This window comes from Solitalea lacus, assembly GCF_022014595.1.
In the GTDB taxonomy this organism is placed as follows: Bacteria; Bacteroidota; Bacteroidia; order Sphingobacteriales; family Sphingobacteriaceae; genus Solitalea; species Solitalea lacus.
The window spans coordinates 3,728,785-3,752,356 of sequence record NZ_CP091740.1; the positions used below are offsets into that span (position 1 = coordinate 3,728,785).

At 38.7% G+C, this 23,572-nt stretch carries 21 protein-coding genes; 10 read left to right on the top strand and 11 right to left on the bottom strand.

Features of this window, described 5'->3' with window-relative positions; translation table 11 throughout:
• Positions 1-198: 198 nt before the first annotated feature.
• The 7 genes from L2B55_RS16010 to L2B55_RS16040 all read right to left on the bottom strand — a co-directional run bounded on the left by L2B55_RS16010 (position 199) and on the right by L2B55_RS16040 (position 5,615).
• Complete coding sequence (locus L2B55_RS16010) at positions 199-1,008, bottom strand: amidohydrolase family protein (protein ID WP_237847184.1); 810 nt, start codon at positions 1,006-1,008, stop codon at positions 199-201.
• A 165-nt stretch (positions 1,009-1,173) separates the two neighbouring features.
• On the bottom strand, positions 1,174-1,722 hold the full coding sequence (locus tag L2B55_RS16015; protein ID WP_237847185.1) for a GNAT family N-acetyltransferase: 549 nt from the start codon (positions 1,720-1,722) through the stop codon (positions 1,174-1,176).
• Between the two features lie 486 nt (positions 1,723-2,208).
• Entirely contained in the window at positions 2,209-2,595 is a 387-nt protein-coding gene (locus tag L2B55_RS16020) for a type II toxin-antitoxin system death-on-curing family toxin (protein ID WP_237847186.1), read from the bottom strand.
• Entirely contained in the window at positions 2,592-2,780 is a 189-nt protein-coding gene (locus L2B55_RS16025; RefSeq protein WP_237847187.1) for a hypothetical protein, read from the bottom strand. The genes L2B55_RS16020 and L2B55_RS16025 overlap by 4 nt, the downstream gene beginning before the upstream one ends.
• Before the next feature lie 212 nt (positions 2,781-2,992).
• Positions 2,993-3,514 (bottom strand): YdeI/OmpD-associated family protein, encoded by a 522-nt coding sequence (locus L2B55_RS16030; protein WP_237847188.1) that lies wholly within the window; start codon positions 3,512-3,514, stop codon positions 2,993-2,995.
• 38 nt (positions 3,515-3,552) lie between these two features.
• Positions 3,553-4,197: a dioxygenase family protein gene (locus L2B55_RS16035; protein WP_237847189.1), complete on the bottom strand. Its 645-nt coding sequence runs from the start codon at positions 4,195-4,197 to the stop codon at positions 3,553-3,555.
• Between the two features lie 140 nt (positions 4,198-4,337).
• Positions 4,338-5,615, bottom strand: a complete 1,278-nt coding sequence (locus L2B55_RS16040; protein WP_237847190.1) for a chloride channel protein — start codon at positions 5,613-5,615, stop codon at positions 4,338-4,340.
• Positions 5,616-5,898: 283 nt separating this feature from the next.
• Between L2B55_RS16040 and murI the strand changes: the two genes are divergently transcribed.
• The 4 genes from murI to L2B55_RS16060 all read left to right on the top strand — a co-directional run bounded on the left by murI (position 5,899) and on the right by L2B55_RS16060 (position 9,358).
• A complete protein-coding gene (gene murI / locus L2B55_RS16045; RefSeq protein WP_237847191.1) occupies positions 5,899-6,723 on the top strand; it encodes a glutamate racemase in 825 nt (274 codons plus the stop codon).
• Between the two features lie 212 nt (positions 6,724-6,935).
• Positions 6,936-8,240: a DEAD/DEAH box helicase gene (locus tag L2B55_RS16050; RefSeq protein WP_237847192.1), complete on the top strand. Its 1,305-nt coding sequence runs from the start codon at positions 6,936-6,938 to the stop codon at positions 8,238-8,240.
• A gap of 96 nt (positions 8,241-8,336) precedes the next feature.
• Positions 8,337-8,798, top strand: coding sequence for an aminoacyl-tRNA deacylase (locus L2B55_RS16055; RefSeq protein WP_237847193.1), 462 nt, complete (start codon positions 8,337-8,339; stop codon positions 8,796-8,798).
• A gap of 389 nt (positions 8,799-9,187) precedes the next feature.
• Positions 9,188-9,358: a hypothetical protein gene (locus tag L2B55_RS16060; protein ID WP_237847194.1), complete on the top strand. Its 171-nt coding sequence runs from the start codon at positions 9,188-9,190 to the stop codon at positions 9,356-9,358.
• A gap of 124 nt (positions 9,359-9,482) precedes the next feature.
• Here the strand turns inward: L2B55_RS16060 and leuS are convergent, their stop codons facing one another.
• Entirely contained in the window at positions 9,483-12,251 is a 2,769-nt protein-coding gene (gene leuS / locus L2B55_RS16065) for a leucine--tRNA ligase (RefSeq protein ID WP_237847196.1), read from the bottom strand.
• Between the two features lie 198 nt (positions 12,252-12,449).
• Between leuS and L2B55_RS16070 the strand changes: the two genes are divergently transcribed.
• The 6 genes from L2B55_RS16070 (at position 12,450) to L2B55_RS16095 (ending at position 17,641) form a co-directional block, all read left to right on the top strand.
• The gene (locus tag L2B55_RS16070) at positions 12,450-13,328 is read left to right on the top strand and encodes a cell division protein FtsX (protein WP_237847197.1); all 879 of its coding nucleotides are present in this window, start codon (positions 12,450-12,452) and stop codon (positions 13,326-13,328) included.
• Positions 13,329-13,382: 54 nt separating this feature from the next.
• Complete coding sequence (locus tag L2B55_RS16075; RefSeq protein ID WP_237847198.1) at positions 13,383-13,619, top strand: DUF3098 domain-containing protein; 237 nt, start codon at positions 13,383-13,385, stop codon at positions 13,617-13,619.
• A gap of 100 nt (positions 13,620-13,719) precedes the next feature.
• Complete coding sequence (locus tag L2B55_RS16080; protein WP_237847199.1) at positions 13,720-14,514, top strand: undecaprenyl-diphosphate phosphatase; 795 nt, start codon at positions 13,720-13,722, stop codon at positions 14,512-14,514.
• A gap of 122 nt (positions 14,515-14,636) precedes the next feature.
• Positions 14,637-15,821 (top strand): MFS transporter, encoded by a 1,185-nt coding sequence (locus tag L2B55_RS16085; protein WP_237847200.1) that lies wholly within the window; start codon positions 14,637-14,639, stop codon positions 15,819-15,821.
• A gap of 48 nt (positions 15,822-15,869) precedes the next feature.
• Positions 15,870-16,634, top strand: coding sequence for a tRNA pseudouridine(55) synthase TruB (truB, locus tag L2B55_RS16090; protein ID WP_237847201.1), 765 nt, complete (start codon positions 15,870-15,872; stop codon positions 16,632-16,634).
• A gap of 74 nt (positions 16,635-16,708) precedes the next feature.
• Complete coding sequence (locus tag L2B55_RS16095) at positions 16,709-17,641, top strand: bifunctional riboflavin kinase/FAD synthetase (protein ID WP_237847202.1); 933 nt, start codon at positions 16,709-16,711, stop codon at positions 17,639-17,641.
• A 15-nt stretch (positions 17,642-17,656) separates the two neighbouring features.
• Here the strand turns inward: L2B55_RS16095 and L2B55_RS16100 are convergent, their stop codons facing one another.
• From L2B55_RS16100 to uvrA, 3 genes are all read right to left on the bottom strand, one after another.
• On the bottom strand, positions 17,657-18,139 hold the full coding sequence (locus L2B55_RS16100; RefSeq protein ID WP_237847204.1) for a hypothetical protein: 483 nt from the start codon (positions 18,137-18,139) through the stop codon (positions 17,657-17,659).
• A 109-nt stretch (positions 18,140-18,248) separates the two neighbouring features.
• The gene (locus tag L2B55_RS16105; RefSeq protein ID WP_237847205.1) at positions 18,249-20,498 is read right to left on the bottom strand and encodes a GH92 family glycosyl hydrolase; all 2,250 of its coding nucleotides are present in this window, start codon (positions 20,496-20,498) and stop codon (positions 18,249-18,251) included.
• 97 nt (positions 20,499-20,595) lie between these two features.
• The gene (gene uvrA / locus L2B55_RS16110) at positions 20,596-23,433 is read right to left on the bottom strand and encodes an excinuclease ABC subunit UvrA (RefSeq protein ID WP_237847206.1); all 2,838 of its coding nucleotides are present in this window, start codon (positions 23,431-23,433) and stop codon (positions 20,596-20,598) included.
• Positions 23,434-23,572 lie beyond the last annotated feature (139 nt).

Genomic DNA, 23,572 nt, shown 5'->3' on the forward strand with positions numbered 1-23,572 from the left:
ATGGCTGAATCGATCATATCAGTCTTAGTTTGGACAGTGTTAAAATATGGAAATAGTGAAACTGATTCTTTACTTGCTTGAGTGTTACTATTACTCGCATTCTTGGTTTGTCCTTTTGAACATGAGTTAAGAAACAATAATGCTGCTAATAATGAGATTTTATATGTCATAAAAATTTAGTTTCCTGACTTGGGTTTGTTAGTTGTCCAGATCAGCCATGGATTTGTCACAAAAGGGAGCAGGGTGAACTAAGGCATCGATGCCGGCATCAATCGCTTCCCGCCAGGTGGAAGCGCCCATATGACCGATTACTTTCTTTTTGTACTTGTGTGCTTCCTCAATAATTGCTTTTAAGATTTGTGGCGGAACTGTTGCATATATTTTTATGAAATCCACCTTTGCATTCACCTGGCGCCTTACCTCAGCACGGGCTTCCTCCGGAGTATTGACAAGTACTGACATTGTCTTAAATTCAGGGGTAGAAGATTCTATGAGTGGCCCACAGGTAAAAATTCTGGGACCGATCAATCTGTCTGAATCAATAATCTTTTTTAATAAAAGGCCTTCTTCCAGGAAATCTCCTGTTTCTCTTACCGAGGTAATCCCGTAATAAAGCAAACTCCGCACACCCCATTCTGAAGCCTGTTGGTTATATTCCACAGAAGCCTGAGGTACCCCATCTGTCACTTTTATTGTCCGGTAGCTCATGGTAAGATGTCCATGCATATCATAAAGGCCGGGAATAACGAATTTATCATGCGCATCGATTAAAGTAGTAAAATGGTAATTATTTTTCTCACTGGTGTCTTTTATTGCTTCGATCCTGCCGTCATTTATAAGTATGAGTTTGTTCGTTTGAGGCGTGTCACCATTTCCATCAATGAGCGTACCTGCAACAATTCCCATATCATACCTTGAACAAGCGGCAACAAACAACAGTATAGGTGTAAAAGAAATAAAAAGTAGGAATTTATGTTTTAGCATGTGGGCAAGTCTAATCAATTTCATATTTATTAGTCTTGGTTATGAGTGTTATCAGGATGTTGTGCACAACGGTTTTCGGCTTGACGATGTGGCGTTTTTTTTGAACAAAAATTCAATAGAACTCCTAATGTTGAACCTTGCATAAATATTTCACAGAAGCACTTCAGCCGCCATATTTCCAAACCGATGTTAGCGGTTCGACTTTTTTGTTTCCCAATATTCTTTTTTTAATTTAAACCAATCTGTCAAGTCTCCCTCATAGTCAAACGTCTCTTGAAAGTCAAAACCTAATTTAGTTAGGACTTTTTTTGAGTTCGCATTTTTGGGGTCAGTTATTGCAAATATTGAATCAACATTCAAGTTTTTAAATCCATAATCTAAAATTGCAATTGAAGATTCTGTCGCAAAGCCTTTCCCCCAATGCTTTTTCTTAAACCGATAACCAAGCTCATAAAAATTAATGTGATTGTTTAGAGGCTCTCTAAAATATTTTAATCCTGACCAACCCACACATTCGTTTGTTACTTTGTCAACTACTGCCCAACGAGCAATTCCATTTTCCACGTATTGCTTTTTAAGCATTTCAATCACTTTTTTTATTTCGTCAATTGATTTTACAGGATTGTTTTCAATATACAAATGCACTTCTGGGTCAGAGTCCATTTCGAATAAGTCATTTTCGTCTGTATATTCTAACTCTCTTAAAATTAGGCGTTCTGTTTCAATAATTGTTTTCATTCAGTCTATGGTGAGATTCTTTTAAACTTCTGACTAACATACAAAAAAGCTGCTTTTAAAAGGCATTAAAACCCAGCGCCTGATTAGTCAGACCGAATTTATCGATTTGTTTCCGGATCCGTTTGACCAAACCCAGTTTTCATTTCTGATCCAAGAACAAGTATCCTTCAGGGTTAATGTAGGTTGCACCAAGCAGGTTCCAAATAATTACCGCTAATTCCAACAAAGAAAAGATACCACGAGGAAACTGTAAAGATGGGGTTGGTCGGGTGCTTACGGACAAGCCGGTAAACAGCCTGCTGAAAAGATGCCCCTGCTGTAAAAGGGGCAATTTGGTTACCATCGCCGTTTTCTACCGGCGTGGCCCGCCGGAATGGTACATAGGCACGGGCCAAAATTTGCTTTCCTATAAAAACTAATCTTTACGGGTAAGGGTACTTATGCCCCTGTGCGAACGAAAACGGCCTTTTTTACCCGAAAAACATATTATAGCTCGTTTTTCTGTTTCAGTCTTGCAGTTAGCCAATGTTTTATGTGATCAAATCTGAATTCTCCCTTACTTGCAGCAATGACCATATCGTATTTTTCCTCTTGAGTTGCGACGATGTCCATGCCATTTTCAAGTAGGATAAGTCGCATTAAAACGTAAGCAGTTCGTTTATTTCCGTCAATAAAAGGATGATTAATGACTGTACTTTCCAAAATGGCTGCAGCTTTATCAACCACTGTTGGATATAGATCCTGTTTGTCAAACGTTGTAAATGGTCTGGAAATAGCAGCTTGTAAAGCTCCTAAATCTCGAATGCCTTTACTGCCTCCAAACTTGTCAATGAGAATATTGTGAATGTTTTCAACGTCTTTCAGGTCAATCATTGAGCAAGTTTTTCAAGCAATTCTTTATCTTCTGAAAGGATTTGTCGGAGGTTGTTTGTCAATTTGATTTTGTCGGTCGATTGACCTTGAAGTTCTTTAAGAAAATCAAGAATGTCCTGCAATACATTTTCAGGAACGTTGTCTAGCACTTTTTGAATTTCAGTTTTTATTTGTGTCTTGGTCATAATCAAATTTAAGAAAAAGTAACAATTTTGCACGTCAAAAAATGAGCCATAACGTTTCGGGCTTTGGTGACCATCGCCGTTTTCGACCGGCGTGGCCCGCCGGAAATAAAAATATCCAACTTGTCCAACGGACTTAAATTTTTGAAATAGTTCATCGGCATAAAGTAGTTGAGTAATATGAGAATTGGAACTACAGAAACCATTCCCATTGCTCACTTTTCTCGGCTTTGTTTAAACTCTGGTTTTGGTCTGCCTACAAAACTTGCTTCACCTAATAAAAATTTGATGGCTTTAGCAACGTTCTTATCAATACTCTGTTCTGTTTTTAAAAAAGAAATGTATTTTATTATCTCACTTCTGAGAGAAGGACGTAATTGATTAAATACCTCATTTGCATCAGGATTCTCTTCTAATACTTTGAGCAACTTTGGATGTGGAAGAATCGACCTGTCTTCTTCATCAATTTCTAAACTTATAGTCAACAGTTCCCCAATTCTTTTTGGTGAGTTTTCTAACATGTTGGTGTTTACATACAACCGCCATTCACCGGAATACTTAACCAGGGTTTGCTTATAGTTTTTGCCATTAAGAGTTCCTTTTATGGGAATTTTCCCTTTGTATTTTTTAGATAATGTTAATACCGATTCTAAAACAGTTTCAGGTAAAAACACAAATGGGTTAATCCCAATTATTTCAAGTTTAGCAGAAAAGGTATGCTTTTCACCAGGTGTCATTTTATTTAATATAGTTTTGGTTCAGCAGCTCAAAACAATCATTTTTTTCCACTTGCTTTTTTAGGATAGTTCGGAATATTCAGCCCTAGTATAATGTCATGTTCTGCAATTTGCAAGCTATCTTTTAATACCACCCGAACAATACCACTACCGCCACGAGGTTTCTCTGAAGGTCTTTTTTTGATGTAAGGCAATAAGAGCCTGTCATCATCAAAATTTATATCCTCAATCCAATATTCGTTGGCAATATCAGGTTCTTTAATAAGCAAATGAATGTGAGCAGGTAGTTGTGTATTAGGATAAGGAGCAGGGCGTATAGTGAAAAGAGTATACTTCCCTTTTTTGTCTGTTTTTAACCATCCCCGAATATGGCCATGACGGGTTTGGTTTTCTTGCTTGTCATTTCTTGGTGAATAATAGCCGTCATTATCGGTATGATGGTAATAGATTATGGTGTTGGGCGCAGGAGTTTTTCCATCAATTTGAAACACTGTACCGCTTACTATCAACTTTTGTCCCCTCTCAAACCAACCTGGACTAGTATCCACAGAATTAATTTCTTTAGGCATTCCTAAGTACAGTAAGTCGCAATAACCTTTCTCGCAGTCGCCACCTACCCGCTTGGTTTTGTCATACGAGTTATTGTTCTGAGTTTGCCCGTTACAGCTCGTTATAAGCAGCAAAACTAATCCCGTTAGCGAAAATATTCTCAACAGAAACATACTAGTTCAACCCAAAATAATACAACCGACTATTAACTCATTACAAAAAGTATATAAAATTAGAAAAAGTCAACTAAAGCACTTATAGAATAAGCTACTTTTTAATTTACGCGTTGCTTGGCCAAGTAAAAATCGTAACTATAAACATTATAAGGAAGCAGTTTTTGGGCAAAGAAACGAGCAATGATACAAGCGGTCATAATTGGAAAAAACAAATCGTAACCATTAGGCAATAATTCACATACCAATACCAATGACATGCAAGGTGCGTATAGTGAACCCGAAAGGGTTGCCCCCATACCTACCAAAGCAAAATTTAGGGGGATCAAATCAGTACCTAAAAACTTATTACATAAAAGCGAAAACAATAACCCTAAAAACGCACCGGCAACAATACTTGGAGCGAACACTCCGCCATCCCCCCCGGCGCCCAAGGTTAACGATGAGGCCAATGGCTTTAATAGCACAATACCTAATAAAAACAGTAATGAAATATTTTGAGAATGTTCTAGATCATTCAATGATTCATTTAAACCATGATAACTATCACCAAATAAAGCCGGATAAAACAAAATCATTACTCCAACGCTAATGGCTCCTAAATTTACTCGTATAAAATTATTGGAGATCTTGGCAAACAGCCCCTTCAATTTGGTTACCAAAACAGTAAAATACACAGATAGTAACCCACCTAACAAACTCAATAGAATGAAATACGGCACCGCCTGCCAATGCCACCCATTAACTTTATAATGTAATAAGGGCTCATTGTCAAATTTCAGAATGAATCCCCAGGCAATTAGTGCTGCCACCGAACAACTAAGTAGTACCGTTTTTTTTGCTTTTTTAGCAATAACTTCAATTGCAAACAACCAACCCGCCAACGGACTAGAGAATAAGACGGCAACGCCTGCCGTAATGCCTGCGCACATTATCTCACGTTTATATCTTCGCGCCGAAATTCTTCTGGAGTAAATTGTATTACCTGTTGTTGCCGTAGCCACAACTGTAGACACTTCAATACCTGTCGATCCTCCGAAAATAACAGTCAAAAAACCGTTAAGGTAATGGGCCGGTATCCTGAACAACGGCAAATGTTCTTTTCGTTGGTCAATTGTATGATAAATTTCAGTAATGCCTTTACTTTTTCGATTTTGAAAAATGTATTTTCTTAAAAAGTAAATGGCTGTAATTCCGATGGTTGGAAAAAAGATAAACGCAAGGGGGGCAAAAGAAAAAACGCTTTTAAAAATAGCATGCTCCATAAACTCTGTAAGGTGCTTTAAGGAAAAAGCCAACAAAATACTCGATATGGTAACTAAAACCGATGAAACGATAAGTTTAATGTAGTTAAGGGTAATTACTCTATTTCTTTTCACTAGTACTTCTTTATATTATTATTTCCGAGGGCAAAAATAATGTTATTTTATTTTTTACTTGCTTTGGCGTTTTCGCGACACCATTTGGGTAGTTAAATTTAATCGTTCACTTCCACAATTATGTGTTTTCAAATAGTAAAAGCCATTGTTTTAAGGACAATTATTCTCTTGTAAAACAGATTTTATACTTAGACAAACAGCCTCAAACTGTTAATAAGAATTTTAATTGAAAGGACTGTATAAATTCAGTTTTTTTCACACTTTTGAACTTCAATCAGTATACATGCAACAGGGACCTATTGGAGTTTTTGATTCAGGCTACGGAGGATTAACAGTGTTAAAAGAGGTTGTTCGTCAACTACCTGATTATGACTATCTGTACCTGGGGGATAATGCCCGCGCTCCTTATGGAACGAGATCATTTGAAACAGTTTACCACTACACTTTAGAATGTGTTAATTACTTATTCAGCCAGGGTTGTTCTTTAATAATTTTAGCTTGTAATACGGCTTCTGCCAAAGCACTACGCAGTATTCAACAGAATGATTTACCTAAAATGACAGGTAATAAACGAGTTTTAGGGGTGATAAGACCAACAGCAGAAATTGTTGGAAACATGACTCGGTCAAAGCAAATAGGCATTTTGGGAACTGCCGGCACAGTTGCTTCAGGTTCCTATCCAATTGAGATTCAAAAATATTTCCCCCAAGTCGGAGTTCACCAGGAAGCCTGTCCAATGTGGGTGCCATTGGTTGAAAATGATGAATATGATAGTCCTGGAGCTGACTATTTTGTTAAGCAGCATCTTGAAAGACTACTTAACAAGTCCTCAGAAATTGATACAATTGTTCTTGGGTGTACTCATTACCCATTGCTTGCGGGAAAGATTTTAAAGTATCTTTCTCCAGATATTAAATTACTTTCACAAGGTGAAATAGTGGCCCACAGTCTATCTGATTACCTAAATCGCCATCCCGAAATTGAAGCCTTGTGTAGCAGACATGGCCAAAGACATTTCTTAACCACTGATTCTATTGAGGTGTTTGAAAAGCATGCAAGCCGTTTTTTTGGTAAGCCTGTAAGGGCCGAACATATAGACCTAGTGTAATAAACCTAAAATGTTAACAATATTTAAACGAGCTAAAAATATGCTTTTAGCTCGTTTTTCTTTATTAAACTTATTGATAAGAAAGAACCATCAACTTTTACGTAACTTTATCCGGCCTGAAAAAACCAGACAATCTTATAGAATTTCAGGTCAAATGAACTTATCCAGAGAATAGCAAATCTTATCGCACTTCTCAAAATCCTTTTTACAAAATGACTTTTAACGATTTAAACTTAATAGAACCTATTACCAAAGCGCTTCAAGGCGAAGGCTATACTAACCCCACTCCTATTCAGGAACAAGCTATTCCAGTAATTTTGCAGGGAAAAGACCTACTTGGCTGCGCACAAACCGGCACCGGTAAAACTGCTGCCTTTGCAATTCCAACACTACAGTTACTCAGCCAAAATAGCCGCCATGAACAGGGCCCTAAAGCCATTAAAGCCTTAATTCTTACACCAACTCGAGAATTAGCCATCCAAATTGGCGATAGCTTTGCTGCATATGGAAAATATTTAAAGCTAAATCACCTGGTGATTTATGGAGGAGTTTCTCAATTGGCACAAACTGCCGCTCTGAGCAAAGGAGTTGATATTTTAATTGCCACCCCGGGGCGCCTACTCGACCTAATGAACCAAAAGTTCGTCCATCTGCATAAAATTCAATTTTTCGTTTTGGATGAAGCAGATAGAATGCTCGACATGGGCTTTGTGAATGATGTTAAAAGAGTAATTAGTAAACTCCCTGAAAAAAGACAAACATTATTCTTTTCGGCTACCATGCCACCTGTTATTCAACAATTGGCCGACAGTATCTTAACGCAACCTGTAAAAGTAGAAGTGACCCCTGTTTCATCTACTGCCGAGACCATTAACCAATCGGTTTACATGGTTGACAGAAGTAGTAAAAAAGCTTTACTCAACCATATACTGGAAGACCAATCGATTGAAACAGCGCTGGTTTTTAGCCGTACCAAACATGGAGCCGACCGCATAGCCCGTGATCTGAATAAGGGGAAAATTAAAGCAGAAGCCATACACGGCGATAAATCACAAAATGCTCGACAACGTGCCTTAAGCAATTTTAAATCAAAGGAAATTCGTGTTCTGGTAGCCACTGATATTGCTGCCAGAGGAATTGATATAGATGAGCTTACCCATGTGATCAACTTCGACGTGCCATACGAGGCAGAAACTTACGTTCACCGAATCGGCCGTACAGGAAGAGCGGGAGCTAATGGCTCGGCATTTACATTTTGTGATGCCGAGGAAATGACTTATTTGAAAGATATTACCAAACTGATAGGCAAAGCCATTCCAACTGTTGAGGATCATCCCTTTCCATTAACAATACAACGAATACTGGAAGTTCAAAATCAGCAAACTCAGAAGAAAAACGACAACCGTCAAAACAAACGCGGCAATTCTCATAATAAGAACAAAGGAGCCACCCAGCATAGTAAGAAAAAACAACACCGAAAAGGCACTCCTAATAAGCAAGCCAGGCAACAACCATAACTAACAGTTGATTGATTTTAAACACTTTAATTCGTAACTTCAATTAATTTCTAAGGGCAAATCTTTATTCAAAAAAACAATCAGAAAGGAGGTGATATGCTTAGCAAGAAATTAGAAGACTATCTGAATAGTCAACAAATTCAGTTTACGGTTATTGACCATATGGCAACCGCAACCGCCCAGCGTACTGCAGCTGCGGCACATATCCCAGGGAATGAAATGGCCAAAACGGTGATGGTTAAAATTGATGATAAAATGATGATGGCCGTTTTACCTTCCCATAACCGAATTGACTTGGGTAAATTGAAAGAACTTACCGGGGCCAGAATGATTTCATTGGCAAATGAAGGTGAATTCAGAACCTACTTCCCTGATTGTGAGACCGGAGCAATGCCTCCTTTTGGAAATTTATACGGCATGGACGTTTATTGTGAAGAACAACTAAGCCGCGACCGACAAATTGCATTTAATGCTGGCTCGCATAAAGAACTGATTCAAATGCCTTTTAAATCATTTGAAAATTTGGTACACCCCCGAATTACGCACTTTTCGGCCTAAGGCATAAAAAAATACTCTGCAGTGTCAGAGTATTTTTTTTTACAATTCTTCTTTTGATGACTAAAAAATACACTTCGGAAATTGAAGTAATCGCCACATTTCTCTATTACACAAGAACTTAATTTCAAGCTGTTTTTCCTTATTCTGATAGCAGAAAATCAACTGCTTATTAAAAAGGACATGTTTGCCAAAAGCCTTTAAAATCAGTATGTAAAAACACTTTTACACTACCCTAATTCAATACAACAAAGCTCTAACTAACAACAACTTAGAAACAAAACCATATATACCATTTAAGTTTTTGTTCTTTCGCAGCGTTTTACAATCACAATCAATAAGGGCTGGAACAGGATTTGAACTTTGCATATCGTTCCCAAAAATTACTCGTTATGAAAGCAGTTACTTCTACATCCGCAGCAAATATGAAAAGTACCAAACTCAGCAAATCAAACAAGTATGCTCAAATAACCTTTGATTATTTAAAGCATTTATTTGGAAAAAAACATCAAAAATACGGCCCTAGTGCTGCAATAGTATATGTTGATACTTGTAATTCTTAGATTAAGAAGATTTAAAGCTATTCAGGCACAAGAATATTTATATTAAAACGAGAATTGTATTAGCAAAAACAGCGCAGATGATTAACCTGCGCTGTTTTCTATTTTATGAATACTTAGCCTTAGCCTAAATAACCACGTTTACAATACGGCCTTTCACCACAATTACTTTTTTAGGAGTTTTTCCATCAAGGAATTTGGCAACATCAGCACTCTCCAATACCTGCTTTTCAACATCAGCAGGCTCAAGAGTTAAGGAAAGGTTGATTTTGGTTCTCACCTTACCATTGATTGAAATTGGGTAATCAAAGGCATCTTCAACCAAGTATTCAGCTTTAAACTCCGGATATGCCGCCGTAATCACGCTGCCTTTTCCTGGGTTCAATAATGACCATAGTTCTTCTGAAATATGAGGAGCATAAGGCGAAAGTGTAATCACTAAAGGCTCCAAGATTGCCCGCTTATTACATTTCAAAGCAGTTAACTCATTTACACAAATCATATAGCTTGATACCGAGGTGTTGAATGAGAAGCGATCAACATCTTCCTGTACCTTTTGTATAATCTTGTGCAAAGCCTTTAACTCCGCCTTTGTAGGTTCTTCATTTGAAACATGGAAGTTACCTTTTTCATCCAGGAATAAATTCCAGAACTTACGTAAGAAGTTATAAACACCTGAAATACCATTAGTGTTCCATGGTTTAGCTTGCTCCAATGGACCTAGGAACATTTCATACATCCGCAAGGTATCAGCTCCGTATTGGTCAATAATATCGTCAGGGTTTACAACATTAAACTTCGATTTCGACATTTTCTCCACTTCATGCCCGCAGAAATACTTTCCATCTTCCAGAATGAATTCAGCATTAGCATAATCCGGCAATGAATTTTTAAACTTATCTAAATCAAGGATGTCATTGGTTACAATATTTACATCAACATGCAGTGGATGCGTATCATAGTCTTTACGCAAGCCATATGAAACAAACTTATTCGTCCCGATAATTCTGTATACAAAGTTCGATCGACCTTGAATCATACCCTGGTTAATCAGCTTTTTAAACGGCTCCTCTTCCTGGGTATATCCCAAATCTTTTAACACTTTATTCCAAAAACGTGAGTATAGCAAGTGACCCGTTGCGTGCTCTGAACCACCAATGTATAAGTCTACATCCTTCCAATATGCTGTAGCCTCTTTAGACGCAAACTCACTATCGTTTTTGGCATCCATGTAGCGATACCAGTACCAGCTGCTGCCGGCCCAACCTGGCATAGTACTTAATTCATAATCATATTCGCCTTTGTACTTCCAGTTTTCAGCGCGTCCTAATGGCGGTTCGCCGGTTTCGGTTGGCAAATATTTATCAATTTCAGGCAACACCAGAGGTAAATCGCCTTCATCAATTAAGTATGGTAAATCATTTTTAAAGTATACAGGAACAGGCTCCCCCCAGTAACGTTGACGGGCAAAAATAGCGTCACGCATACGATAATTGATTTTGGCCTTTCCTGTACCTTCTGCTTCAATTTTCGCAACTAACGCTTTCATCGCCTCGGTATAATTCATACCATTGATCATACCTGAATTAACATACTTACCTTCTTTAGTAGGATCAGCAGTTTCATCAATCACCTGGCTGTCCAAAATCTGAACAATTGGTAAGTTGTAGAACTGGGCAAAGCGATAGTCACGTTCATCACCAGAAGGAACTGCCATAACAGCTCCGGTTCCGTAACCAGCCAGTACATAATCAGCGATCCACACAGGAACTTTTTCTCCACTTAATGGATTAATGGCATAAGCACCGGTAAATGCACCTGAAACGGTTTTTACATCCGACATACGGTCGCGTTCACTTTTTTGCTTGGTTTTTGCAATGTAAGTGTCAATTTCGGTCTTTTGCTCTGCCGTGGTGATCTGCTGCACTAATTCATGTTCAGGCGCTAAAACAAGGAAGGTAACCCCGTAAACTGTATCCAAGCGAGTTGTGAAAACTTCTATCTTTTCTTCAAACTTCTCTAATTGGAAACGTAAAAGTGCTCCTTCTGATTTACCAATCCAGTTGCGCTGCATTTCGCGCACCGGCTCTGGCCAGTCAATAGTATCTAATCCTTGCAGCAAGCGCTCAGCATAAGCTGAAATACGCATGCTCCATTGTTTCATTTTCTTTTGCTCAACCGGGTGACCACCTCGCTCAGAAAAGCCGCCAATTACCTCATCATTGGCTAAAACGGTACCCAAGGCAGGGCACCAGTTTACCACCGATTCCGATAAGTACGTTAAACGGTATTTCAACAATTCTTTTTGTTGTTCTTCTTCACTCATCGCTTTCCACTCAGCAGCAGAAAACTTACGAGCATCTTCATCACAAACAGCATTCACTCCATCAGTGCCATTGTTTTCAAATTTTGCAACTAAGAGGCTAATGGCTTCTGCTTTATCTGTTTCGTTATTATACCATGCATTGAACAATTGCATGAATATCCATTGTGTCCATTTGTAATAATCAGCATCACAAGTACGTATTTGGCGACTCCAATCGTAAGCAAAGCCGATACGATCTAACTGCTGGCGGTAACGTTTGGTATTTTGATCAGTAGTAATGGCAGGATGTTGTCCGGTTTGAATAGCGTATTGCTCCGCCGGCAAACCAAAAGCATCGTACCCCATTGGGTGTAACACGTTGAAACCTTTCAAACGCTTAAAGCGGGTGAAAATATCTGAAGCTATATACCCCAGCGGGTGACCTACGTGCAAACCTGCCCCTGACGGGTAGGGAAACATGTCAAGCACGTAATATTTAGGCTTGTTTAAGTCGATATCGACCTTATACGTTTGATTTTCGGCCCAGTACTTTTGCCATTTCAGCTCAATGTCGCGAAACTTATATTCCATAAAAGAAGTATGAAAAATGAAACCGGAAGTAGGACTCTTACTAAATTATTTCAAAGCCTTACCACGTTTCAATGTTAAACTTTTTACCAATTTTGTATTTAGAACGCGAAAATATGAATTTACCTGCGGAAATAATTGTTTGAAGTTTACGTTTGTAAATTGAATTAGTATTTTCGCAACACCTATAACGTAATTCGTATGCAGGAATTTGAAGAAAGCAACGTTTCAAGAAAAACCAAAAGAGTGTATATCACTACGGTAATTAGTATTGCCATGGTATTGTTAATGGTTGGCCTGGCCGGGCTTATTGTTTTACATGCCCGCAAACTGTCTGATTATGTGAAAGAAAATATTGTTGTTAACGTTTATTTAAACGAAGATGCCAAAGAAGTGGATATTTTGGCACTACAAAAGGAAATTGAAAAAAATCCTGCTGTAAAATCAACAGTATATGTTAGCAAAGAACTGGCAGCAGAAAACCTATCAAAGGATTTAGGCGAAGACTTCATTAAGTTTTTAGGCTATAACCCGCTGCTGTACTCTATTGATGTGTACATGAAAGCCGATTACGCCGACAATGCCAACATCGACCGAATTATCAAAGATCTTAGCGGAAAGGCTTTGGTAAAAGAAGTTAAGTATCAACAATCACTGGTTGATAGCATGAATCGCAATATTCAAACCATCAGTTTGATTATTTTATGTTTTGGAGGACTGTTGCTTTTCATAGCACTTGCGTTAATTAATAACACTATCCGCTTAGCCATTTATTCTCAACGCTTCATTATTAAAAGTATGCAGCTGGTAGGTGCTACCAAAAACTTTATTCGCAAACCGTTTTTGGGAATGGCCATTTTACATGGGGTTTTGGCTGGCTTATTGGCAACATTAATGGTAATGGGGGTATTATACTTAGCTCGCCAAGAGATACCAGAACTTGTTGTATTACAAGATTATACTGAGTTCGGCATTTTATTTATCGGAATGATTTTGCTGGGTATCGTTATTTCGGTGTTCAGTACCTACTTTGCTGTAACCCGCTACTTACGCTTAAAAATTGACGCACTTTACGTGTAATATAAGAATAGGATATTGGGTTACTAACCTCAATATCAATAAGACAAAAAACTAATGAGTACAAACATTAAATCAACAGAAAATACCACCGCTAAGAAGACGCACTTACTTTTCGGCAAAACTAACTATACCATAATGCTAATTGGTCTTGCAGTTATTGTTTTAGGCTTCTTTTGCATGAGTGGGACAACAGACATCTACAACAACACCAAACTGGTTGTTGCTCCTATATTGGTTCTTGTCGGTTTCGTTATCGAGTTTTTTGCGATATTCAAGAAACCCTCTGAATAATTTAGCTAGGGACCATAATCCATTAATCGGAACTCTTTCCTAACTATGGATTATGGCTCCCCCACTTAGCTCCCATATTTTCACATTTTTCACCAACCAAATGACCCTCATTCAAGCAATTGTCCTTGCTATAGTAGAAGGACTGACTGAGTTTTTACCTGTTTCCTCAACCGGACACATGATTATCACCTCATGGTTAATGAAAGTCCCGAATAATGATTTCACTAAGTTTTTTACAGTTGGCATTCAATTCGGAACTATACTTTCTGTGGTAATCCTGTATTTCAATAGATTCTTCCAAAGTTTTGAATTTTACCTTAAGCTTTTTATAGCCTTCATCCCTGCCGCGATATTCGGTGTTTTATTTTCAGATCAGATTGACGCATTATTAGAGAGTGTATTAACAGTTGGTATAATGCTGCTAGTTGGCGGTATAGTTTTCCTTTTACTTGACGAATGGTTTAAAGCCACTGAAAACAACCCTGATAAAGAAATTAAATACAACAATGCACTTATCATTGGTTTGTTCCAATGTATAGCCATGATTCCGGGTGTGTCACGATCGGCATCAACAATTATTGGAGGCTTAACTCAAAAGTTGAACAGGAAACAGGCGGCTGAATTTTCATTTTTCTTGGCCGTTCCAACTATGTTCGCCGCTACAGCAAAAAAAACGTATGATTTCTATAAGAGTGGTATATCTTTAAGCAACGACGAGTGGCAGCTATTTGGAATTGGTAATTTGGTAGGATTTATTGTTGCCATAATTGCTATAAGGGCGTTCATTGGCTATTTAACCAAGCACGGGTTCAAAATTTTTGGCTGGTACCGTATTATTGTAGGCATTATTATCCTTGTCTTCTATTTCATGGGGCATGATTTGCAAATAATTTAAAAACACTTTAAAAAGCCTGGGGAGATATCCTTAGGCTTTTTTAAAATCCCGACACTCCTACTTTCCAAAAAATTCTGGTTACTTTTACGTGCTCGCTCACAAATCCACTGGGTAAGCCTACTATGTCTGAAGAATCCGAATCTATTTACTCGTTACAATTTGTGCTGGTCTGCCTGAGCTCATTTTTATTCTCGGCAAGCTTTAACATGCTAATCCCCGAGCTTCCTTCTTATTTAACATCACTGGGAGGAGCGGAATACAAGGGATTAATTATCGCCTTATTCACCCTCACTGCAGGTATTTCAAGACCCTTTAGCGGCAAATTAACCGATACTGTTGGGCGAATACCTGTGATGGCAATTGGTTCATTGGTTTGTTTTTTTTGCGGATTTCTATACCCTATTTTAACTACAATTGCAGGATTCTTGTTCTTAAGACTGATACATGGTTTTTCCACAGGATTTAAACCCACTGCTACCGCTGCTTACGTAGCCGATTTAATTCCCCTCAACCGTTGGGGTGAAGCCATGGGTATACACGGGATATTTTTCAGTACAGGTATGGCTATTGGCCCGGCAATAGGCAGCTGGATAACATCGCATTTTTCAATAAATATTCTCTTTTATTGTTCCTCCTTTTTTGCACTATTATCCATAGTAATTCTGATGAACATGAAAGAGACCCTCAGCGCTAAGGAGCGATTTCAATTTGGTCACCTTAAATTAAATCGTAAAGACATCATTGATCCAAGAGCACTTCCCGCTGCCATTGTTACTTTTTTAACCTATATCAGCTATGGCTCCATTCTGACTGTTATATCTGACTGGAGCAAACATTTAGGTGTAACGAACAAGGGCCTGTTCTTTATGGTATTTACCCTTGCTTCATTAATTATTCGTTTTCTGGCAGGTAAAGCGTCCGACCGCTATGGCAGAGTCATAATTTTAAAAGTTTCCATTGTCTTGTTATCGCTTTCTTTACTTTTCATCGCCTTTGCAAATTCTGCCTTTAGTCTGATGATGGCATCAGCCCTTTATGGTGTTTCAACGGGCATGTTATCGCCGGGTATTTCTGCCTGGACAGTTGACCTGAGTCACCCCAAAGAGCGAGGCAAAGCAATGGCAACCATGTACATTGCCCTTGAGGCAGGAATTGGCCTTGGAGCTTTACTGGCAGGATGGCTGTTTATAAATGATTTACAAATGATTCCACTCATTTTTTATTGTTGTGCAGCTTTTGCAATTACGGCTTTACTGTATCTGCAGTTCATTTATCCCAATCGAAAACTGCTAACAGAAAACCTTTAAACCATTTTTTGAAATCAGTTATTATCTTTGCCGCTGGAGTAAAAGCTAATGAGTAACGAAATCACCAATCAAAGTATACCTACTGAAAACATTGATCAGCAACTGCAAGACAAAGTTGTCCCTGATTTTTCAAGATTTCAGGAAGGACAAGTGCTGCTTATTAATAAACCTTACAAGTGGACTTCCTTTGATGTGGTTGGCAAAATCAGAAATGCTTTTAAGCCTGTAAAACTCAAAGTTGGCCATGCAGGCACCCTTGATCCTCTAGCCAAAGGCCTGTTGATAATCTGTACAGGTAAATTCACAAAGAGAATTGACGAGTACCAGGCGCAGGAAAAAGAATATACCGGCACCATGATTTTAGGGGCCACAACACCTTCGTACGATATGGAAACTGAAGTTGATGTTCAGTACGATTTCAGGCACATTACACAAGAACAGATTTTAGCAAACACCCAACATTTTATTGGAGAAATTGAACAGGTTGCTCCGGCACATTCAGCTCTCAAAATTAATGGTGAACGTGCCTACGAGAAAGCACGTCGCGGTGAAGAAGTAATACTGAAATCACGTAAGATTACCATCACGGAGTTTGAAATCACCCGGATTGAATTGCCGGAAATTGATTTCAGGGTAGTTTGCTCAAAAGGAACATATATTCGCTCTTTGGCACACGACTTTGGCAAAAAACTCGACAATGGAGCCTATTTGTCGGCATTACGTCGTACGCGCATAGGCAATTTCAGAATTGAAGATGCCAAAGAAGTAATGGAAACTGTGGAAGAGATCCGGGAATTGAAAACAGGAATTTAATAAAAATCGGTCATGAAACTTGTCTGCATCCATTAGACTAGTAATATGATCTATTTTCAATAGCAAAATAAAGAATGAATATATACAGAAGTCTTGATGAATTTAAAGCGCTTGAACGTCCGGTTGTAACCTTGGGCACATTTGACGGGGTACATTTCGGCCATCGTAAAATCATTCAACGACTTTTGGAAGTTGCTAAATCTATCAATGGAGAAACGGTAGTGCTGACCTTTTTTCCTCATCCCCGCATGATTCTTCATCCCGAGGCTAATCACCCTAAAATGATCAATACTCTGGATGAAAAAATCGATTTGCTAAAAAAAGCCGGCGTACAGCATCTTATTATAATTCCTTTTACCAGAGATTTTTCTAACCTGAACTCCTCAGAGTTCATTGAAGATATTTTGGTAAAGAAAATAGGCACCAAAAAACTGGTCATTGGTTACGATCACCGATTTGGAAAAGACCGGGAAGGAAGTTTTGAACACTTGAAAATGTACGGCCCGCAATATGGCTTTGAAGTTGAAGAAATACCGGAACAGGATGTAAACGATGTTGCAGTGAGCTCAACTAAAATTCGTGAAGCTTTACTGAAAGGTAATGTAAAAGTGGCCGACCAGTTTCTGGGTTATAACTTCATCCTAAGCGGAAAGGTTGTTAAAGGCGATCAGATTGGTCGAACGCTTGGATTTCCAACGGCTAATTTATTTGTAGAAGAAAGCTATAAGTTGATTCCTGCCGATGGCATTTATGCTGTAAATGTGCACATTGAAGATGATGTTTTTGGAGGCATGTTGTACATTGGCAATCGGCCAACGATAAACGGGATGACTCATAATATTGAAGTAAACATCTTCAACTTTGACCAAGATATTTACAACCAAACTATTACCCTTGAGTTTATTGATTACTTAAGGGGAGATGAAAAGTTTGATGGTTTAAAAGAGCTTACCGCCCAACTGAAACAAGATGAGGTTAATGCCCGAAAAATACTCTACGGCAACTAACCTCACCCTTAAATTTTAACGTCTGTTTTCAGCTAACTTTTTTGTGCTAACATAATAAGTTTGGGTTTGCTTAACGATTAAACCTTTTTCGCCTGAAACAACTTTTTTATACTCCAAAAAATTTCCCTGACCATCCAGAAAGCCAACCAAACATGAATAAGGCTCTCTCCCCTTTTTAAGTGCAGGCTGCATTTCCATGCCTAAATTAGGAAACACCACCGTATCCCTTATTTCAAGTGCACGATCAACAATTTCCATTCTGTACCAAAATGTTTTGGGCGTTTCATACAACTTTACAGAAAAGTGCCAATTGTTAAGATCATTGCTGTGAGTTGAGGAAGCATATTTCTGATCATACGTTGCAACTGGCTTTGGCGAGACAACTTTTCTAACATCAGAAACTACAACTTCCTTTTTTTCATTTTTGGTTTGCGTAGGCTGATTACAAGCCGATAATAAAACAACCGCACTAATTGCCCCTAGTAGATGATTCTTCATTTTTGCCAACTAATTTTGAGCGCAAATATACTTGATCAATTTTCTTTTATAAATCTCCAGAAAACAAAAAAGCACCACTAAAGGTGCTTTTTTGTTGTTCATTACAGCTTTATTTAGCCACACTCATTGACGGAGGAGCAGCTGTTGCCATACTGCCAAATTTTGTATTGGGTTGTTTACCCATTGTAAACACTAACGATCCGCCCTTAATAATATCATTGTGCGTAATATAAGTTTTGGCGTAAGGCTTACCATTGAGCGTAACAGACTGAATGTAAATATTCTCTTTTGAATTATTCTCAGCCTTTATAACAAAGGATTTGCCTCCCTGAAGATTTATTTTGGCCTCATTCAATATCGGACTACCAAACACATAATATCCGCTGGCAGGATTTACCGGATAGATCCCCATAGCGCTCATAACATACCATGCACTCATCTGACCACAGTCTTCATTACCTGAAAGCCCATCTGGTTTATTACTGTACATGGTTGTCAAAATTTCACGAACACGTTTTTGAGCCTTCCAGGGTTCACCTGCATAATTATATAGATAAGCAATATGATGGCTTGGCTCATTTCCGTGCGCATATTGGCCAATAAAGCCTGAAACATCCGGCGATTTGTTTTTGCCGGTCATTTCTGAGCTAACACTAAAGAGAGAGTCCAGTTTGTTAACAAATGCTTTTTTACCCCCAAACAAGTTTATCAAACCTTGAGGATCATGCGGTACAAACCAGCTATGCTGCCAGGCATTTCCTTCTGTATACTGAGCTTTAGAGCCATGTTCTGAATAATAAGGATCGAAGTTAGGAATCCACTGCCCATCAGAATTTTTGGCGCGCATAAAACCGGTTGATTTATCGAATAAGTTGGCGTAATAACTGGCACGCTCCATAAACAATTTGTAATCAGCTTCTTTACCGAGCTTTTTTGCTACCTGGGCAATACACCAATCGTCATAAGAATATTCAAGTGTTATGGTCACACTCTCATCCTTTTTATCCTGTGGTAAATACTTATACTGACGGTAAGCATCTGTTCCGCGAACATTTTGCATTGCACTCTTCTTCATGGCTTCAAATGCCTTTTCCTGGTCAAAACCTTTAAAGCCTTTTAAAATAGCATCGGCAATAACCGGAATTGCATGATTGCCAGTCATACAATTTGTTTCGCTTCCAACCAGCGGCCAAATTGGCAATAAACTATACTCATCATAAAAAGCCAAAAATGAGTTAATGAAATCCGGAACGCGCTCAGGCTGAGTAATGGTATAAAGCGGATTAGCAGCTCTAAAAGTATCCCACAACGAGAATACAGTATAATTGTTAAAACCTTTTGCCTGATTTACCTTACCATTAGGGCCTTTATAATTTCCGTTCAAATCACTGAAAATGTTAGGCGCTACAAAAGCATGATACATGGCTGTGTAAAATATGATTTTATCATTTTCAGAACCCTTTGCATCAATCTTATTCAGCTCATGCTCCCATTTTTGCTCGGCATTTTTACGTGTTTGATCAAAATCCCATCCTTTTTCGGCATCTAACGCTTTTAATGCACCTTCAATGTTAGCTGAAGAAATGGCCACTTTCATCAATACTTCTTCACCAGCATTAGTGCTGAAAATCAAAGAAGCTTTAACGTCTTTACCTTTTTCGGTTTTATACCCTGAAGATTGGCCATCTTTTACCATTGAAAAGCCTTCTACCTTTTTATTTAAACGGGCCGCAAAAAACACCCATTGCTCCTCAGACCACCCTTTTGATTTGCGGTAGCCAACAACCGTTGAATCATTTTCTATTTTGATAAATGTTTCAACCGGTGCATCCCAGTTAATTGCAAAACCTAAATCGAAACGAATCGATGCAATCTGGGCTTTAGGAAACGTATATCGATGCCAGCCTACATTTTGACTTGCAGATAATTCCACTTTTATTTTTGAGTCGAGCAGGTCAACTGAATAATACCCGGGACTAGCTTTTTCATGCTGATGAGAGAATCTTTCTTTAATTTTAGCTGATTCAACCAGTTTTACGGTTGGCATCACAGAGATATCTGCTAAATCCCCTATACCCGTTCCACTTAAATGAGTATGACTAAAACCTGCTATTACAGAATCAGAATAGTGATAACCCGAACACCAATCCCATCCTTGTGTACCATTATCGGGGCTTAGTTGCACCATTCCAAACGGCACCGTTGCCCCCGGGTAAGTATGTCCGTGCCCTCCAGTGCCGATAAACGGATTTACATAATCTATTTTTTTGCTTTTTTGTTGCGCCATGACCTGTGTGCTCATAAAAGCAACACCAGCGGCAACTATGCATTTTAAGGTAAAGGAAAAAGTAAGTTTCACAGCAATTGTTTTTATTATAGTTTGATCGCCCAATTTACAAACTAAATTGTTTTAGCAAAGCTAATAAAGCGATTTTTACAAATTCGCAAAAACTGATTTATAAGACTTTCCGATGGTTTAACCGTTCATTCAGGAACTTGCCCGTATATGAATTTTCACACTTGATCAAATCTTCCGGCAAACCGGCAAACACTAAACTACCGCCCTTTTCGCCTCCTTCAGGACCAATATCGATTACCCAATCAGCACATTTAATTACATCCAAATTATGTTCAATAACAATGATGGTGTTTCCCTGATTGATCAGCGCATCGAAAGATTTCATCAGTTTGTTAATATCATCAAAGTGCAAACCGGTAGTTGGCTCATCAAAGATAAACAGGGTATGATGCGGGTTGTGCCCCTTCACCAAAAATGAAGCAAGTTTGATACGCTGGGCCTCTCCTCCTGAAAGTGTATTAGACGATTGCCCTAATTTCACGTAGCCTAAACCAACATCCTGCAAGGGTTGGATTTTGTTTATAATCTTTTTCTCTTCAGCAAAAAACTCCAGTGCTTCGTCAATACTTAAATCAAGCACTTCTGAAATATCTTTCTCTTTGTATTTTACATCGAGCACATGCTGCTTAAAGCGTTTTCCACCGCAGGTTTCACAAGGCAAATAGATATCAGCCATGAACTGCATTTCAATTTTCACCTCGCCTTCACCCTGACAAGTATCACAACGCCCACCTTCAACATTAAATGAAAACGCCGATGGCTTTAAACCAGATGCTTTTGCAGCTGGCTGAGATGAAAACAAATTCCTGATTTCGTCATATGCTTTTACATAAGTTACCGGGTTTGAACGCGACGAGCGGCCAATAGGATTCTGGTCAATCATTTCAATTTGAGCAACTTTTGAGATGTCACCCGAAATGTTATTGAATGCTCCGCTTTGCTCTCCCGTAAAATTGCCAATACCTTTTTGCAAAGCAGGATATAAAATACGTTTCACCAAACTGGTTTTTCCTGAACCGCTCACTCCTGTAACACAGGTTAAGGTGTGCAGAGGAAACTTTACATCGATGTTCTTAAGGTTATTTTCCCGGGCTCCTTCTATTTCAATATAATCAGCCCATTTTCGGCGCTGCTCGGGAATAGCAATTTCCTTTTTTCCCGACAAATACTTTCCGGTCAGGCTCTGCTCATCGTTAATAATCTGATTAAAATCGCCCTCAAAAACCAATTCTCCTCCGTTTATACCTGCACGAGGACCTATGTCTATCAAATGATCAGCAGCATGCATAATTTCTTCCTCATGCTCTACCACTAGTACAGAGTTTCCGGCATTACGCAGTGATTTTAACACGCCGATTAAACGGTGCGTATCGCGCGGGTGCAAACCGATACTTGGCTCATCCAATACATAAACAGACCCTACCAGGCTGCTGCCTAACGAAGTCGCCAAATTAATCCGCTGTGACTCCCCACCAGAAAGAGTATTCGACAAACGGTTTAAGGTTAAATACCCTAATCCAACATCATTCAAAAAGCGAAGCCGGTTCTGAATTTCGATCAACAAACGCTTGGCAACCTGGGCATCATATTCGTTTAATTGAATATCATTAAAAAAGGCAGAAGCCTTTTCTAATGGCATAAGCACAATATCGGTGATGGATTTACCGGCAACTTTAACATAGCTGGCATCTTTACGCAAACGGCTTCCCTTACAATCAGGACAAACCGTTTTACCTCTGTAACGAGAAAGTATTACACGGTACTGAATCTTATACGTTTGCGATTCAAGGTCTTTAAAGAAATCGTTTAAGCCCCCAAAATAACGATTACCTGTCCATAGCAGCTCTTTTTGCTCTTCAGTTAGATCGATATAAGAACGATGAATTGGAAAATCGAACTTGCCGGCTGCTCTGATAAGAGCTTCATTCCACTCCTTCATCTTTTCGCCTCTCCAAGGGGCAATGACACCGTCGTAAATTGATTTTGATTTATCCGGAATTACCAAATCCGGGTCAATTCCGATAACGCTTCCGTAGCCTTCACAAGTTTTACAGGCTCCGTAAGGATTATTAAAACTAAAAAATTGGGAAGTCGGTTCATCAAAAGTTAAACCATCCAGTTCAAAACGATCACAAAAATGACGTTCAGTTTGCGCATCGGTTTCTTCATTTCTGAATTGCAGGTAGGCATCACCTTTACCTTCAAAAAATGCGGTTTGAACCGAATCTGAAATTCTGTTCAGCGTATCTTCCTGGCGATCAACAACAATACGATCGACTAATATTCGCAGTTCACCTTCCTTTAAAGGATGAATGGCATCAATCTTTTTATCATCAAGAATATCTTCAATTTTAGAAACATTGCCATGATAAGCAACGCGTCTAAAGCCTTTTTGCAAAAGCACCGCAAGTTCTTCTTTTAAAGAACGATTATTATGAGGGTGCAAAGGGCAAAAGATGTTTACAGCAGTATCATCGGTTAGAGAAAGGATAAAATCAGTAACAGACGTTACGCTGTCTTTTTTTACCTCTAGTCCTGAAATTGGCGAATAGGTTCTGCCAATTCGCGCAAAGAGCAGTTTTAAGTAATCGTAGATTTCTGTGGATGTTCCAACCGTTGAGCGAGGATTGGTAGCATTTACCTTTTGCTCAATGGCAATGGCCGGAGCAATACCCTTAATGTAGTCAACATCGGGTTTATTCATGCGCCCCATAAACTGCCGTGCATAGGCCGATAAACTTTCAACGTAACGACGTTGACCTTCGGCATACAAAGTATCAAATGCCAAGCTTGATTTACCCGAACCCGACAACCCCGTAATAACTACCAGTTTGTTTTTAGGTATGGCCACGTCCACATTTTTCAGGTTATGTACTCTGGCCCCTTTTATAACAATGTGCGTTTTCGCACTTACTTCGTCAATATTTATACTCATTAAAACCGCTTGATAGGTATGTTGAATGAACAAATTCCTGGTGAGAAAAGTTTAGCAAAACTGCACAATTTCAACACTTAATAAAAGTAATTTTGATCTGAAAAATAGTTCTTGTAACAAAAATATATTTTTGATTCTT